Origin of the sequence: Tsukamurella sp. NPDC003166 (assembly GCF_040611135.1) — a bacterium.
GTDB lineage: Bacteria > Actinomycetota > Actinomycetes > Mycobacteriales > Mycobacteriaceae > Tsukamurella.
Map to the genome: position 1 here is coordinate 1 of NZ_JBEXNL010000028.1, position 12,713 is coordinate 12,713.

Annotated in this window: 18 protein-coding genes and 1 pseudogene; 7 read left to right on the top strand and 12 right to left on the bottom strand. The window is 70.5% G+C overall.

The annotated features are described in order from the left end of the window. Window positions 1-267: 267 nt before the first annotated feature. From ABZX10_RS21830 to ABZX10_RS21840, 3 genes are read right to left on the bottom strand one after another with little or no spacing between them, the layout of a single operon-like run. Window positions 268-1,554: an aspartate aminotransferase family protein gene (locus ABZX10_RS21830; RefSeq protein WP_355545083.1), complete on the bottom strand. Its 1,287-nt coding sequence runs from the start codon at window positions 1,552-1,554 to the stop codon at window positions 268-270. 5 nt (window positions 1,555-1,559) lie between these two features. Beyond that, the gene (locus ABZX10_RS21835; RefSeq protein ID WP_355545086.1) at window positions 1,560-2,489 is read right to left on the bottom strand and encodes a phosphotransferase; all 930 of its coding nucleotides are present in this window, start codon (window positions 2,487-2,489) and stop codon (window positions 1,560-1,562) included. Continuing rightward, window positions 2,486-2,917 (bottom strand): Lrp/AsnC family transcriptional regulator, encoded by a 432-nt coding sequence (locus tag ABZX10_RS21840; RefSeq protein ID WP_068574881.1) that lies wholly within the window; start codon window positions 2,915-2,917, stop codon window positions 2,486-2,488. The genes ABZX10_RS21835 and ABZX10_RS21840 overlap by 4 nt, the downstream gene beginning before the upstream one ends. An 81-nt stretch (window positions 2,918-2,998) precedes the next feature. Here ABZX10_RS21840 and ABZX10_RS21845 point away from each other — a divergent pair, with 81 nt between their 5' ends. Together ABZX10_RS21845 and ABZX10_RS21850 are read left to right on the top strand one after the other, a co-directional pair. Further along, window positions 2,999-3,658, top strand: coding sequence for an AzlC family ABC transporter permease (locus ABZX10_RS21845; RefSeq protein ID WP_355545090.1), 660 nt, complete (start codon window positions 2,999-3,001; stop codon window positions 3,656-3,658). Beyond that, window positions 3,651-3,977 (top strand): AzlD domain-containing protein, encoded by a 327-nt coding sequence (locus ABZX10_RS21850; protein WP_355545093.1) that lies wholly within the window; start codon window positions 3,651-3,653, stop codon window positions 3,975-3,977. Before ABZX10_RS21845 ends, ABZX10_RS21850 begins: the two co-directional genes overlap by 8 nt. Before the next feature lie 238 nt (window positions 3,978-4,215). Here the strand turns inward: ABZX10_RS21850 and ABZX10_RS21855 are convergent, their stop codons facing one another. From ABZX10_RS21855 to ABZX10_RS21870, 4 genes are all read right to left on the bottom strand, one after another. After that, the gene (locus ABZX10_RS21855) at window positions 4,216-5,208 is read right to left on the bottom strand and encodes a hypothetical protein (RefSeq protein ID WP_355545096.1); all 993 of its coding nucleotides are present in this window, start codon (window positions 5,206-5,208) and stop codon (window positions 4,216-4,218) included. Window positions 5,209-5,281: 73 nt separating this feature from the next. Then, a complete protein-coding gene (locus ABZX10_RS21860; protein WP_355545099.1) occupies window positions 5,282-6,043 on the bottom strand; it encodes a lysophospholipid acyltransferase family protein in 762 nt (253 codons plus the stop codon). A 63-nt stretch (window positions 6,044-6,106) separates the two neighbouring features. Next, window positions 6,107-6,748, bottom strand: a complete 642-nt coding sequence (locus ABZX10_RS21865) for an NAD(P)H-binding protein (protein ID WP_355545102.1) — start codon at window positions 6,746-6,748, stop codon at window positions 6,107-6,109. Then, entirely contained in the window at window positions 6,745-7,176 is a 432-nt protein-coding gene (locus tag ABZX10_RS21870; RefSeq protein ID WP_355545105.1) for a DoxX family protein, read from the bottom strand. The genes ABZX10_RS21865 and ABZX10_RS21870 overlap by 4 nt, the downstream gene beginning before the upstream one ends. 103 nt (window positions 7,177-7,279) lie before the next feature. Here ABZX10_RS21870 and ABZX10_RS21875 point away from each other — a divergent pair, with 103 nt between their 5' ends. Then, a complete protein-coding gene (locus ABZX10_RS21875; protein ID WP_082778204.1) occupies window positions 7,280-7,618 on the top strand; it encodes a helix-turn-helix domain-containing protein in 339 nt (112 codons plus the stop codon). A gap of 19 nt (window positions 7,619-7,637) precedes the next feature. Here ABZX10_RS21875 and ABZX10_RS21880 read toward each other — a convergent pair whose 3' ends face one another. After that, window positions 7,638-7,814, bottom strand: coding sequence for a hypothetical protein (locus ABZX10_RS21880; RefSeq protein WP_355545109.1), 177 nt, complete (start codon window positions 7,812-7,814; stop codon window positions 7,638-7,640). Between the two features lie 250 nt (window positions 7,815-8,064). On the opposite strand from ABZX10_RS21880, the gene ABZX10_RS21885 reads away from it, so the two are divergent. The 4 genes and pseudogenes from ABZX10_RS21885 to ABZX10_RS21900 all read left to right on the top strand — a co-directional run. After that, window positions 8,065-8,811 carry a hypothetical protein gene (locus ABZX10_RS21885; protein ID WP_355545112.1) on the top strand — a complete coding sequence of 249 codons (747 nt, stop codon included), beginning with the start codon at window positions 8,065-8,067 and terminating at the stop codon, window positions 8,809-8,811. Further along, complete coding sequence (locus tag ABZX10_RS21890) at window positions 8,805-9,398, top strand: hypothetical protein (protein ID WP_355545115.1); 594 nt, start codon at window positions 8,805-8,807, stop codon at window positions 9,396-9,398. Before ABZX10_RS21885 ends, ABZX10_RS21890 begins: the two co-directional genes overlap by 7 nt. 209 nt (window positions 9,399-9,607) lie before the next feature. Further along, window positions 9,608-9,841 carry a DUF433 domain-containing protein gene (locus tag ABZX10_RS21895; RefSeq protein WP_355545118.1) on the top strand — a complete coding sequence of 78 codons (234 nt, stop codon included), beginning with the start codon at window positions 9,608-9,610 and terminating at the stop codon, window positions 9,839-9,841. 28 nt (window positions 9,842-9,869) lie between these two features. Then, window positions 9,870-10,205, top strand: a pseudogene (locus ABZX10_RS21900) (DUF5615 family PIN-like protein); the annotation flags it as partial. A 324-nt stretch (window positions 10,206-10,529) separates the two neighbouring features. Here ABZX10_RS21900 and ABZX10_RS21905 read toward each other — a convergent pair. From ABZX10_RS21905 to ABZX10_RS21920, 4 genes are read right to left on the bottom strand one after another with little or no spacing between them, the layout of a single operon-like run. Beyond that, on the bottom strand, window positions 10,530-10,901 hold the full coding sequence (locus tag ABZX10_RS21905; RefSeq protein WP_355545121.1) for a DUF2746 domain-containing protein: 372 nt from the start codon (window positions 10,899-10,901) through the stop codon (window positions 10,530-10,532). Beyond that, window positions 10,898-11,128 carry a hypothetical protein gene (locus ABZX10_RS21910; RefSeq protein ID WP_355545124.1) on the bottom strand — a complete coding sequence of 77 codons (231 nt, stop codon included), beginning with the start codon at window positions 11,126-11,128 and terminating at the stop codon, window positions 10,898-10,900. Before ABZX10_RS21910 ends, ABZX10_RS21905 begins: the two co-directional genes overlap by 4 nt. Before the next feature lie 2 nt (window positions 11,129-11,130). Continuing rightward, the gene (locus ABZX10_RS21915; RefSeq protein WP_355545127.1) at window positions 11,131-11,880 is read right to left on the bottom strand and encodes an N-acetylmuramoyl-L-alanine amidase; all 750 of its coding nucleotides are present in this window, start codon (window positions 11,878-11,880) and stop codon (window positions 11,131-11,133) included. After that, window positions 11,873-12,679, bottom strand: coding sequence for a hypothetical protein (locus ABZX10_RS21920; protein WP_355545130.1), 807 nt, complete (start codon window positions 12,677-12,679; stop codon window positions 11,873-11,875). The genes ABZX10_RS21915 and ABZX10_RS21920 overlap by 8 nt, the downstream gene beginning before the upstream one ends. Window positions 12,680-12,713 lie beyond the last annotated feature (34 nt).

Consider the following 12,713-nt stretch of genomic DNA (forward strand, 5'->3'; position numbering starts at 1 on the left):
GGCGCATCATCTGGCCACTGACTGATCGCAAGACGGATCCGGGCATCAACAGGCTCATTCCTCGGCACCGATCAATGCGACCACCCCGAGCGCCGTTGCCGGAGCGAGAAGTGTCACCACCAACCACCCCACACTGTCACCGATGTCCTGATGCAGAACCGTCACCGATGTCGTGCGACATAACAGTCGCCGGAAAGTCCTTACTCGCCTCCGGAGAGCACGGCCCTACAGCGCCGCCACCATCGCCGGCCCGAGGACCTCGGTGGGCTACCCGGTCAGGGCACCGTCGAGGATGGCGAGGCCCTCGTCGATCTCGGCGTCGGACGCGGTCAGCGGCGGAGCGATGCGGAAGATCGAACCCATGCCCGGCAGCTGCACCACGTTCATGTGCAGGCCGCGCTCGTAGCAGCGCTCCGTCACCAGCCGCCCCAGCTCGTTCGCGGGCTCCTTGGTCTCGCGGTCGACGACCAGCTCGATGCCCTGCATCAGCCCGCGGCCGCGCACGTCGCCGATCGCCTCGTGTCGCGCGGCCAGCGCGTCCAGGCCCGCGCGCAGCCGGGCACCGCGGGAGGCGACCTGCCCGGCGACGCCGTCGGGCCCACCGTCGCCCAGCACGTCCAGTACCGTCGTGGCCACGGCCGCCACCATCGGGTCGCTGACGTGCGTGGTGAAGAACAGGAATCCGCGCTCGTGGCAGACTCCCTCGATCTCAGCGGAGGTCACGACCGCGGCGATCGGCAGGCCCGCGCCGAGCGTCTTCGAGAGCGTCAGGATGTCCGGCACGATCCCGTCGCGCTCGAAGGCGTAGGCGGCGCCCGTGCGCCAGAGGCCGGTCTGCGCCTCGTCGACGATGAGCAGCATCCCGCGCTCCTCGCACTTGCGCTTGAGGGCGGCGAGGTACCCGATGGGCACGTCGATGATCCCGCCGGAGCTGAGGATCGGCTCCACCAGGCACGCCGCGAGCGAGCCCGTGGACTGCGCGTCGATGAGCTCGAAACCGAGGTCCAGCTCCGACTGCCAGTCGTACTTCCCGGCGGCGTCCACGAACCGGGAGCGGTAGGCGTTCGGCGTGGGCAGCGCGAAATTGCCCGGCGCCGTGGGCCCGTAGCCCTTGTGCCCCGACGAGTAGGTGGCCGCCGCGGCGCCCGCCGTCATCCCGTGCCAGGACTTGGAGAAGCTGACGACCTCGTGTTTCCCGGTGTACAGCTTGGCCATCCGCAGTGCGGCCTCGTTGGACTCCGCGCCGGTGGTCAGCTGCAGGACATGGCTCAGCGGCTCAGGTAGTGTGCCCGCGAGCCGCTCCGCCAGCGTCAGCACCTGCGGGGAGAGCATCCCCGAGAACAGGTGGTCGAGCGTCGCGATCTGCCGCTGCACCGTCTCCACGATCGCCGGATGACTATGCCCCAGAATGGCACTCATCTGCCCCGAGGTGAAGTCGAGCCAGCGCCGCTCGCCGCTGTAGACGTACGTGCCCGCGGCGCGGTCGACGGGCAGGGACGCGAAGGTGCCGCCGTATCGCACGACGTGCGCGGGAGACGATTCCGAGAAGCTCACCCCGCTCACAGTAGTCGTCCGGCCAAGTACCGGGCGGCCACTTCGACGGTGCCGTCCGCGAACGCCGGGTCCGCCTCCAGGGCGTGCCCGTGGGTGCCCAGCCAGCCGAGCAACTGCAGTCGGCGCAGCAGCACGAAGTCCGGCAAGAGCGCCGCGTGCGCGTCCGGCAGGTCCCGACGGTGCCGGTACGCCGCGGTCCACGCCGCCGCCCACTCCGGCAGCCGCAGGTCCGTCTCGACGAACGAGGCCGCGGCCGCGAATTCGAAGAGATGCCAGCCGAATCCGGAGTCGTCGAAGTCGATCACCGTGAACCCGCCGCCGGGCCGCGCGATCAGGTTGGCCGCCCGCAGGTCGCCGTGGATCAGCCCGAACCGGTCGGCCGTGCGGCCGAAGGCCTCGATCCGCCGCGCCGCCCGCTCGGCCGCCGGCGCCAACGCCCGACGGTGCGCCTCAACCACCCCGAGTCCCGCGCGCCAGGAACCCCAGCGCGGGCGCGCGCCGATCGTGTCGTCGAGGTCCCAGCGGAACCGCATGAAACCGGCGGGGCGGGGCCAGGTCTCGGCGTGGTCGTGGAACGCCCCGGCGATCTCGCCGAGGGCCGCGAAGTGCGCCGCGTCGAGCGCCGCGTCGGGCACGGGACCGCCCGGCAGCTCGGCGAACAGGACCGCGCGGCGCCCCGTCGGGCCGTCCACCAGCACCCCACTGAGCGGCTCGACCACCGGGACCGCGGTGTCGCCGCGCAGCGCGGCGATCCACGCCAGCTCGGACTCGATCGCCGCGTCGTCCTGGTAGCCCGGACGATGCACCCGCAGCACCGCCGGTCGCGGTCCGCCGCGCACCCGGAAGGTCGCGTTCTCGCTGACCAGCAACGGCTCGACGCGAGCGCCGGGGAGGGCACCGTCGGCGATGCGCTGCGCGACGGCCAGATCACTCACTTGACCACCTTCATCGTCATCCGGGAATCGACGCGCACGATGGCCGGATCGCCCATCAGGTGCGTGGTGACCCACCGTTCGTAGGCGTCGAGGTCGGCGACGCGGACGCGGATCACGTAGTCGGGCAGGCCGAACATGCGCCGCACCTCGATCACCTCGTCGAAGGAGGCGATGCGCGCCTCGAAGGCCTCGACGGAGGCGCGGTCGTTCGCGGAGAGATCCGCGTGGATGAGCACCTCGAAGCCGCGGCCGAGTGCGGCCGGGTCGAGCACGGCGGTGTAACCGGTGATCACGCCGTCGGCCTCGAGCCGACGCACGCGGCGCAGGCACGGGGCGGGGGTGAGCCCCACGCGCTGGGCGAGTTCCTGGTTGGTGAGACGCCCATCCCGCACCAACTCATCGATGATTGCTCGATCGAGTGCATCCACCTCTCAAGTATTGCTGTGCAGAGGTGCCATATCAAACTTTTCGCAAGCACATTGCGCGGATGACGAAATAGAATTGTCCCCATGGGAGTTCCGTCAAAAGTCGCCGTGGTCCAGCTGGGCCTGTTCGTCCTCGGGCTCGGCCTCGGCGTCGTGGTCACCGGGAACGGCCTGCCGTGGTGGATCGCCCCGGTGCTGTCGATGGCGGTGTACGCGGGCTCGGTCGAGTTCCTGCTCGCCGGCCTCCTCGCGGCATCGACGCCGCTCGCCGCGATCGCGGCCACCACGTTCCTGGTCAACTCGCGACACCTGTTCTACGGCCTGACCTTCCCACTGGCGCGGATCCGCAGCCGGCTCGGCCGGGCGTACGGCGTCTACGCCCTCACGGACGAGGCCTACGCACTGGTGAGCACGGCACTGTCGGCCACGATGACGGGGCCGATGATCCTGCGCACCCAGATGGGCCTGCACGTGGCGTGGGTGAGCGGCTCACTGGTGGGCGGGCTCGCGGGCGGCGCCTTCCTGCGCGACGTGCCGGGTGTCGACTTCGTCCTCACCGCCCTGTTCATCGTGCTGGCCCTCGACGCCCACCCCGACCGCACCACCGCGGCCCTCGCGCTGGGCGCGTGCGCCGTCGCGCTCATCGCGGCGCCGGGCGCGATGTTGCTGGTGGCGATGGGCGGATTCGCGGGCGTGCTCGTGCTGCGGCACGCACTGGCCCGGCGGGAGGCGGCGCATGCCTAGCACCGGATACTTGCTGGCGGGCATCGCCATCGCCGCGGCGGTCACCGTCGCGCTGCGTCTCGCGCCCTTCGGGCTGGCGACGGTGCTGCGCGACTCGCCGCTGCTCGCCGACTTCGGGAAGTGGATGCCCGCGGGGGCGGTGGTGGTGCTGGCCGTGTACTGCATGGCGCAGGTGGACTATTCGGCGCCGGCGCACGGCCTGCCGCAGATCGCGGGCGTCGCGGCGACGGTGCTCACCCACCTCTGGCGCCGCAATGCGGTGCTCAGCATCGTGGCGGGCACCGCGGTGTGCGTGGCGCTGAGCTACGCGCTGGGCTGAGCACGCCGGGCCGCGAGGCGCGGTCGAGGGCGCGGTCCTCGACGTCCTGCGTTAGGTCGCGGGCAGGCCGAGACTGCCGCGGGACTCTCGGATTCTGGCCGGTTCGGACAGCGGGTCCGGAACGGACACAATCCGAGTGCGAACCGGCGGTGACGTCACGCCGCAGCCGCTCGACCGAGACGGCGACGCCCGCCCCACCGTGCGGCGGAGCGGGCGTCGAGGTACGCGTGGCGCGGTGCTACGGGGTGAGCGGAGAAACCTGGCCGCCGGACAGACGACGGTAGGCGTAGACGTTCACGAGGGCGCCGAGCGGGCCCGTGACGAGCATGCCCACGTAGCAGACGATCGCGCCGGCACCGGCCACCAGCCCGGCGAGCAGCGTGGTGAGGATCGACGGCCCGGCGTTGTTCTTGACCGTCTCGAAGCTCGCCTTGAGCGCATCGACGCCGGAGACGTTCTTGTCGACCGCGAAGTACACCGAGTACGCGAGCAGGAACGCCGCGACGATGCCGGGGACGATGCACAGCACGTAGCCGACGCCCACCGCGAGGGAGACGAGGATGGCCGTCACCGCGGCGCCACCGAGGTTGCGCGGCTGGAAGAACGAGCCGATCGCGACCTCCCGGCCGTCGGCGATGTCCAGCAGGCCCGACGAGTACGAGGCCTGGATCACCAGGCCCAAGAACACGAAGACGACGAGACCGATGACGGCCACGACCCAGGTCATCGCCGTGGCGCTGGCGGTCGTCTGGGTCGACGCCCCGTAGGGACCACTACTCGTGACGGTGTCGACGTTCTCGAACGTGCCCGTCAGGAGGAAGCCGAAGAGGCCGCCGAGGACACCCATGACGAGCGCGTAGACGAGCATCGGAACGATCAGCGCGACGGCGTTCTTGCTGAACTTGTTCCACGCCCAGGAGAACGCGTCACCGATATTGAAGGGCTGCTGACCGCCGGGCTGCGGCGCACCGAAACCGCCGGGGGGAGGCGGGAATCCGCCCTGCGGCGGGGGCGGGAAGCCGCCCTGGCCGTAGCCGCCCTGCGGCGGCGGGAAGCCCTGGCCGCCCTGCCCGTACCCCGGGTCCTGCGGCGGCGGGAAACCGCCGGGGGGCGGGGGCGGGTAGCCGCCCTGGCCGTAGCCGGGCTGCGGCTGCTGCGGGTATCCACCCTGGTTCGGGTCCTGCGGGTAACCACCCTGGTTGTCGCCAGGGTTGTTCGGCGGTTGCGTCATGGTTTCCTCCGGTCGCTGACGAACGATCCCGGCAAACCTACCAACCCGGCAGTGCCGGCACCACCGATCGCGTTCAGTCGCCGCGGGCGTCGCGTTTGGCCCTCCGCAGCGCGAACTCCTCCTGCTCGAGGCGCAGCGCCTCGTCGGGCGCGGGCGCCCCGCCGCCGAGGCGGGCCGGAACCCAGTCTTCGCCTGCGGGAGCGGGGAATCCGCGCTGCGCGCGCTCGAGCGCCGCACCCATGGCGGACCGCAGGCGGGCGGTGAGAACGTCGGGGGCGTCACCGTCGGGCAGGACGGGCGCGCCGACCTCCACGACGACCGGGAAGCGGTGGCGGCCGATGCGGCGCTGCGTGCCCTTGGACCAGATGCGCTGCGTGCCCCACACGGCGACCGGGATGATGGGCACGCCGGCCTCGAGGGACATGCGCGCGGCGCCGGACTTGAACTCCTTGAGCTCGAAGCTGCGGCTGATGGTGGCCTCGGGGTAGAGCAGCACGAGCTCGCCGCGTTCGAGCGCGGCCTCGGCCTCGTGGTAACTCTCCGCCCCGTGCTCGCGGTCGACGCCGATCGCGCCGCAGTGCTTGATGATGAAGGCCATGATCTTCACCTTGCGGAGCTCGGCCTTGACCATGTACCGCGGCCAGCGCCCGGCCTTCTTGACGGCGAGCCCGGCCTCCAGGAAGTCGACGTAGGAGGTGTGGTTCACGGCGATCAGTCCACCGCCGGTCCGCGGGATGTGCTCCAGCCCGCGATAATCCACGCGGAGCCCCTGCGCACCGACGATGCTCTTCGCGAGCAGGAAGACCACTTGATACACGGGTTCGCGCCGCGCCATCACACCCCCTGAAGTCGACTCCTTGAGCCGAGGATACGACGACGCGGCGCGAGCCGCCGGGAATCAGTACGCGACCGAGAACCGCTCGCGGTGATGCTCCGGGTTGACGATCTCGTCGACGAAGGCCGTCGCGTAATCGACGCCCGAGATCTCGGAGTTCCCCTCGGCATCGGTGAGCAGCAGGTCGCCGCTCGTGCGGTAGGCGCCGCGCCGCTCCCCCGGGTTGAACGAGCCGTAGCTCGCGGCGGGGCTCAGGTAGAACCAGTCCACGTCCTCGACGGTCCGGAGGTAGTCCAGCGCACGGTCGTGCTCCTGCGCGATGGGCTTCACGGCATCGGGAAACGACGGGGTGTCCACCAGCTTCGGGCCGCCGTCGGCGACCAGCAGGCTGCCCGCGCCGCCCACGACGCCCAGGCGCGCGCCGGACCGCCGCGCCCCCTCGACCAGCTCCTCGAGGGAGGCCGGCAGGTCCACGCCCTCGCCCGACGGTGCCGCGGTCGGCAGGGCCGAGACGATCACGTCCGCGCCCTCGACGGTGCGCGCGACGAACGCCGCGTCGGTGACATCACCTGCGACGGCGGTCGCGCCCGCGGGGATCTTCGCGGTGTCGCGGGCGACGCCGACGACCTCGATGCCGCGGGTCAGCAGGTCGGAGACGATGTTGGAGCCGGAGTACCCGGACGCTCCGAAGACGACGACGTTCATGCGTTCACCTTCGATCGGCTCTTGAGGAGGTGGGTGTCGGCGGCCAGCGGGCCGTGCGAGGCGATGCCCACGGCGATCAGGCCCGCGATGAGGGCCAGCGGCAGCTCGTAGCCGCCACCGGTCGCGAAGAAGCCGTTGTCCCAATGCACGAAGATGATCGCGCCGAGCATGTCGATGATGCCGAGCACCGCGACGATCGGCACGGCGAGACCGATGATGAGGGCGGCGCCCCCGACCAGCTCGACGATGCCGGCGAACCACGCGGACAGGGTGGGCGCGGGAACACCCATGCCGTCGAAGGCCTTGGCGGTGGCGTCCATGCCGTTCGTGACGAACTTCTGCCACCCGTGGGCGAAGAAGATGCCGCCGAGGATCACCCGGGCGATCGTGGAGGCGAGGCCCTGGCCCCGCTCGAGCTGTGCGGTCATGTGGACCACTCCGTTCTGATTGTTGAAGCTTCAAGCTTGCGCTACCATGGAAGCACAGACGATTCGTAAGCGCAATACTTCCGTGAGTGTTAGGTTCCACGACATGCCCGACTTCGACGTTTTCGCGAAGGACTGCCCCTCGCGCGACGTGTTCGCCCACGTCACCGGCCGGTGGGGCGCGCTCGTCCTGGGGCGCCTGCGCCCGGAGCCGCAGCGTTTCGGCGAGATCCGCCGTCAGGTCGAGGGCATCAGCGATCGCATGCTCACCCAGACGCTGCGGACGCTCGTCGACGACGGCCTGGTCAGCCGCTACTCCGCGGGCACGAATCCCCCGCACACCGAGTACCGGCTCACCGAGGTCGGCGCGTCGATCGCGGACGCCGTGCTGCGGCTCGCCGACGCCGTCCAGACCGCGATGCCGCGGGTCGCGCCGGGCGCGTGAGACCCGGACCCGGCCGAGGTCAGCCGGTGACGTCGAGGTGCGCCAGGAGGGCCGGATCGCCGGACTCGAGACGGTCGACGATCTCGCCACCGTCGCACCGCACCAGCGCGACGACGGCACCGTCGCACGACCGGTGCAGCACCGTCCAGGTGCCGCCCGAGTCCTCCCAGCGCTGCAACTGCTCGAGCGGGGTCATGGCCCCGATGATAAGCGGCCCCATCCGGCGCGGCGGGCGTCATCCGAACGGATGAGGTCTGCCGGTTTCGGCCCCGAACACATCCGATTCCGGCGTAGTGTGCTGTTCTCACAGTGGAGTTCACGGTGTAGTCATATCGCCGTGTCAGGGAGGGAACCCGAGCATGCAGCCGCATGGACCAGCACAGAATTACGCAGGAGCGCCCGGCGGGCCACCGCTCGGGAGCCAACCGCCGGGAATGCCCGGCGGAATGCCCTTCGGGCCGCCGTCCGGATCCGGCCCTCGTCCCGCGTTCCCGATCGCTCGCATCGGCGCGGCGGTGACGCTGGCGGCGGGCCTGATCGTGCTGTTCTGTTCGCTTCTCAACCTCTACACGGTCACCGTCACGCCCAGCGCGGCCGACACGTCGAACTACAACGACATCCCCAGCGGCACCGTCGACGTGGGGATCGGCTTCTACAACGTGGCCCCGCTCCCCGCACCGGTGACCGCGCTGGCGATCCCGCTCCTGATGCTCGTCGCGGCGCTCACCGCGCTGCCCGGCGTCCTGGGCCGCGGCGCCCAGGGCGCGCTCGTGTCCGCGGTCGCGGCGATCGCCTCGACGCTGCTCTCGCTCGTGCTGATGATCGCGAACCCGCTGCCCAGCGTCGAGCTGTCCGGCAAGCTCGCCACCGACTTCTCCAAGGAGACGAACTTCTCCTCGATCGACGACCTGGTCTCTCGCGTCGTCGACGTCGGCCCCGGCGCGGGCCTCATCATCGCGCTGATCGTCGGGCTGCTCGCTTCCGTGGGCGCCGTGTTGTCCTACCTCCAGATCGGGACCCGTAAGCCCGACGGTGCGCCCGGCCCCGTCGGGCCCGTACCGCCGGCGCCCGGGGCACCCTACGGTCAGCCCGGCATGGGGTTCACGGGGCAGATGCCGCGCATCGTCGACGGTCCGCTGCAGCCCGGGCAGCCTGGCCCGGGCGGGCCCGGCAACCAGCCGGGGGCGTGGTGAATCCCGCGCGGATCCTGGCGGCCATCACCGGCGTGCTCGGCATCGCCGGGCTCGGACTGACGATGCTGCCACTGCTGACCATCAAGGCGACCGATGTGCAGCTGCAGTTCGTCAATCCCGGGATCGGGCCGTGGAGCTTCTACGGCGGGTACGGCGGCGGCACCGACATGACCAGGTACTGCACCAAGTACCCGGACGAGTGCGTCGTGCGGGGAGCCGCCACCGCCCACATCGGCTTCCTCGACATCGGTCCGATGAGCGTCGCGATGGTCGCGATCATCCCCATCGTGCTGGGACTGGTCGGCGCACTGGGCGCGCTGCAGGCCGTACGAGGCATGCATCCCGGCGGCGCGGCGGGCACGGCCCTGCTCGCCCTCGGCGCGCTCGTCGTCGCGGTGTTCACATGGATCTCGCCCGGCATCGCCGTCAGCGGGACCGGCGAGTTCGCCACCGCCAAGTCGTCCGGATACGACACCGGGATGTCCGTCTCCCCCGGCGCGGGCCTGATCTGCGCCGCGATCGCACTGATCGCGATCCTGGCCGTCGGCGGCTACCAGGCGATCACGGAGATGCTCGCGCGCCGCTGACCCGTTCGCCCGAAGACCTGTGCACCGTTGATCAACTGTCCGTTGATCAACGGTGCACACGTCTTCGGTGCCAGCTCCGCGCCGATCGGGGCAGGGATCAGGCGACGGCCGTGGCGACCAGCTCCGCGATCTCGGCATACGGCGCGGGCACCGTCCGCCCGATCACGGCAAACATCGCAGCCCAATGGGAACGGACCTACACTGAAGACATGGCTGACCAGGAACGGATCGTCGCTGACCACCGGATCATGGGTGGTGTGCCGTGTATCCGCGGCACGCGAATCCCGGCGGCCACTGTAGTGGGACTCATCGCGCAAGGCGCGACCGTCGACGACGTCGTCGCAGACTTCCCCCAGCTCACCGTCGACGACGTGCGTGCCGCACTGGCCTTCGCCGCTTCCGCGATCACTGAGCGTCAGCTGCCTCTCCGAGTCCCTGCGTGAGATTCCTCCTCGATGAGAGTGCCTAAGTGAACGCCTTGCCGACCTCCTTGATCGAGCCGGCCACGATGTCGCGCATGTGAGGAACCTGGGGCTCCTCGGACATGTGGACGACGACGTTCTTGAGGAAGCGCGCCGCTCGAGCCGCATCCTGGTTTCTGCTGACACGGATTTCGGCGAGCTACTCGCGCGATCGGACGCAGTACTCCCGAGCCTGATTCTCTTTCGTCAGACCGATCACAGGGCGCAACACCAAGCCGACACCCTCATCGCCCACCTCCCGGACATCGCGAGCGACGTCGACGTCGGGGCCATCGTGGTCTTCACCGACGATCGATTGCGTATCCGGCGCCTGCCTGTGCGGTGACGGAACAGCTGCCTAGAACGCCCGCCGGGTCGCACCCATGTCGTACCGGAGGCCTCGTAACGACAAATCAGGCCGGGCTCCGATTGCTCGGAAACCCGGCCTGACCTGGTTGTTCTCACGGGTGGAGCTAAGGGGAATCGAACCCCTGAATTTCGAGGTCATTTTTGCTGGTCTACCTGCGCTTTCTCATTCTGGCACTCGTGTTGACGGTAGACCGTTTCCCCAGGTCGGCGTGTCGCCTCGTTGACCGGGTCAACACGGGGTTGAGGCTTCCGGGTGCCGCGCCGGTGCCGCGCAATATGGGCGGCACCGGCACGACTGGGGTCATCGCTCGCCGGGGTGGTGCTGGTCGGCGATACGCTCTTGGGTCTGGATGCGACGCACAAGATCGCGCCGGACCGCTCGGTCCTCTTTGATGTAGCCGCGGAGCTCCTCGGCGAGATCGTCGACCTTGGCGGATACCTCGGCCACGTCGTCCTTATCGGCCTTGCCATCAAGGTCGGCGCGGAGGTTCGTGCTGTGGGTGTTCGCGACGTGGTCCTTGACTTCGGTCACGTCCGCCGCAACTGCCCGCTGCGCCACCGCGTTCTTCTTCGCGACGCGGAGCGCGCCGAGGCTCGCGACGAGCGCGGGTACGCCCACGATGGCGTACGCCGCCACGTCCATCCAGGAGTCGGCGTTGATGGGCCCGGTCACTCGCCGCGGGCCTTCGGGGTGTGCGCGAGCGCGAGCACGCCGGTGCCGCCGAGGAGCGCGGCCTCGGCCACGCTGAGCCAGGCGTCGGCCTCCTCGCGGGAGAGGATGCCGCGGAGCACGAGCACGGCGCCCAGGGCCACGATCACGGCGTAGGCGCGGCGACGGCGTACGGGCGTGAGCCAGGCGAGCGGTTGCGGGGTCCGGTCGGGTGCGCTGTGGTCGCCCATGGTCAGGCCCCCTTGAAGCCGGGGATGCCGAGCTTCTCGCCGATGGCGCCGAGGGCCTCAACGACGGTGCGGCCGCCGAGCTGCGGCCAGCCGGGGAAGTCGGCGCCGCGGGCGGTGCCGGGTCCGGCGAGCTGGTCGAGGGCGAGGCCGGCTGCGGTCTGGGCGTCGAGCGGGGTGTTGGGTGCGGGCATGGTGCCTCCCTTGAGTCGGGTCTGCTCCCGCGCCACGTCAGCGCGGAAGGTGTTCATGTCGATGGCGCCCGGGTCCCACTTCCCCTGAGCCGCGCCGGCCCATTCCTTGTGGCCGATGGCGTGGGAGGCGGGCTGGCCGAGCTTGTTGAGGATCGCGGCCACGCCGGTGACGTACGCCTGGTACTGGGCGTCGGGCCACGAGGATCGGTGCGGGCGGCCCGGGGTGCCGCCGCCGTCGTTGGCCGCCTCGATGCCGATGGTCACGACGTTGGCGTTGTTGGTCTGGATGCCGGGGTAGCTGCCCTGGCCCGCGTGCCAGGCGATTCCGACGCCGCAGAGGGTGAATACGCCGTCGCGCGAGAGGTGGAGTTGGGAGGCGAGGCCGAGGTCGGGGTGCTGGGCGATGCCGCCGGGGCCTGCGTTGTTGCTGCCGGTGTGGTGGCAGACGACGCCCCAGATGCCGCCGAAGTCGCCATGACCGCGGTCCATGGCGCCGGGGTAGATGTCGCATCGGAGCCCGGCGGCGCGCAGCACGTCGGGGAGCCAGGTTGGATCAGACATGGGAGTCTCCTATCGGGTTGATCTGCTTGACGCAGTCGGCGAGCAGGTCGATGGCCGAGCGCGGCTCGCCGCGGTAGTTCCGCCAGTGCGATTCGCTGTAGCGCGTGGTGTGCGCGCCGCCGAACGCGTAGGCCTGCATCTGGTCTGCGGCCGTCTTGAAGCGCAGCCACCAGGTGGGGTCGAGGGCGCGCCACGGGCCGCCAGCCAGCTCGCGGGTGCGGATCGCGGGGAGCTTGCCGAGCACGTCCAACGCCCACTTGGAGGGATTCGCCAGGCTCATCCACTGGATCAAGTCGGAGCCGGAGCGCAGCGGCGAGTCAGCGGGCATCGCGCAGATGGGGTCGCTCTCGTGCGCGAACTCGGCCCAGCCGATGCGGTGGCGCTGGTCGGCGGCGAAGATCCCCTCGCCGACGACGGTGCGCCCGTACGACCGTCCGCGGGCACGGCGCGGATTCGCGAGGAACCCGGCCAGCCGGACCTTCGCGTACAGGTCGGGTCGGGCGCGTTGCCGGGTGTTCAGCCACTCGGTCAGCGCGACGCCGCCGAGCGAGTATGCGAGGAGCACGACGTCGCCGCCGGCCGCCGCGATCAGCTCGTCGAGGAGTTCGCAGCCGACGCGCACGGACTCCATCTCGGACGGCAGGAACGGTGCACCGCCGGCGGGCCCGAGTGATGCGGGGTAGGCGACCTCGACGTGCCGGAAGCGGTCGGCGGGGAGCTGCCGGATCACGCCGGTCAGCATGTTGGTGTGCGTGTTCTCGGCGTTACCGCGGAGTGTGAGCACGGTGATCTGGGGCATGGGTAGACCTCCGGGTACGCGAGAGCCCCGCGCC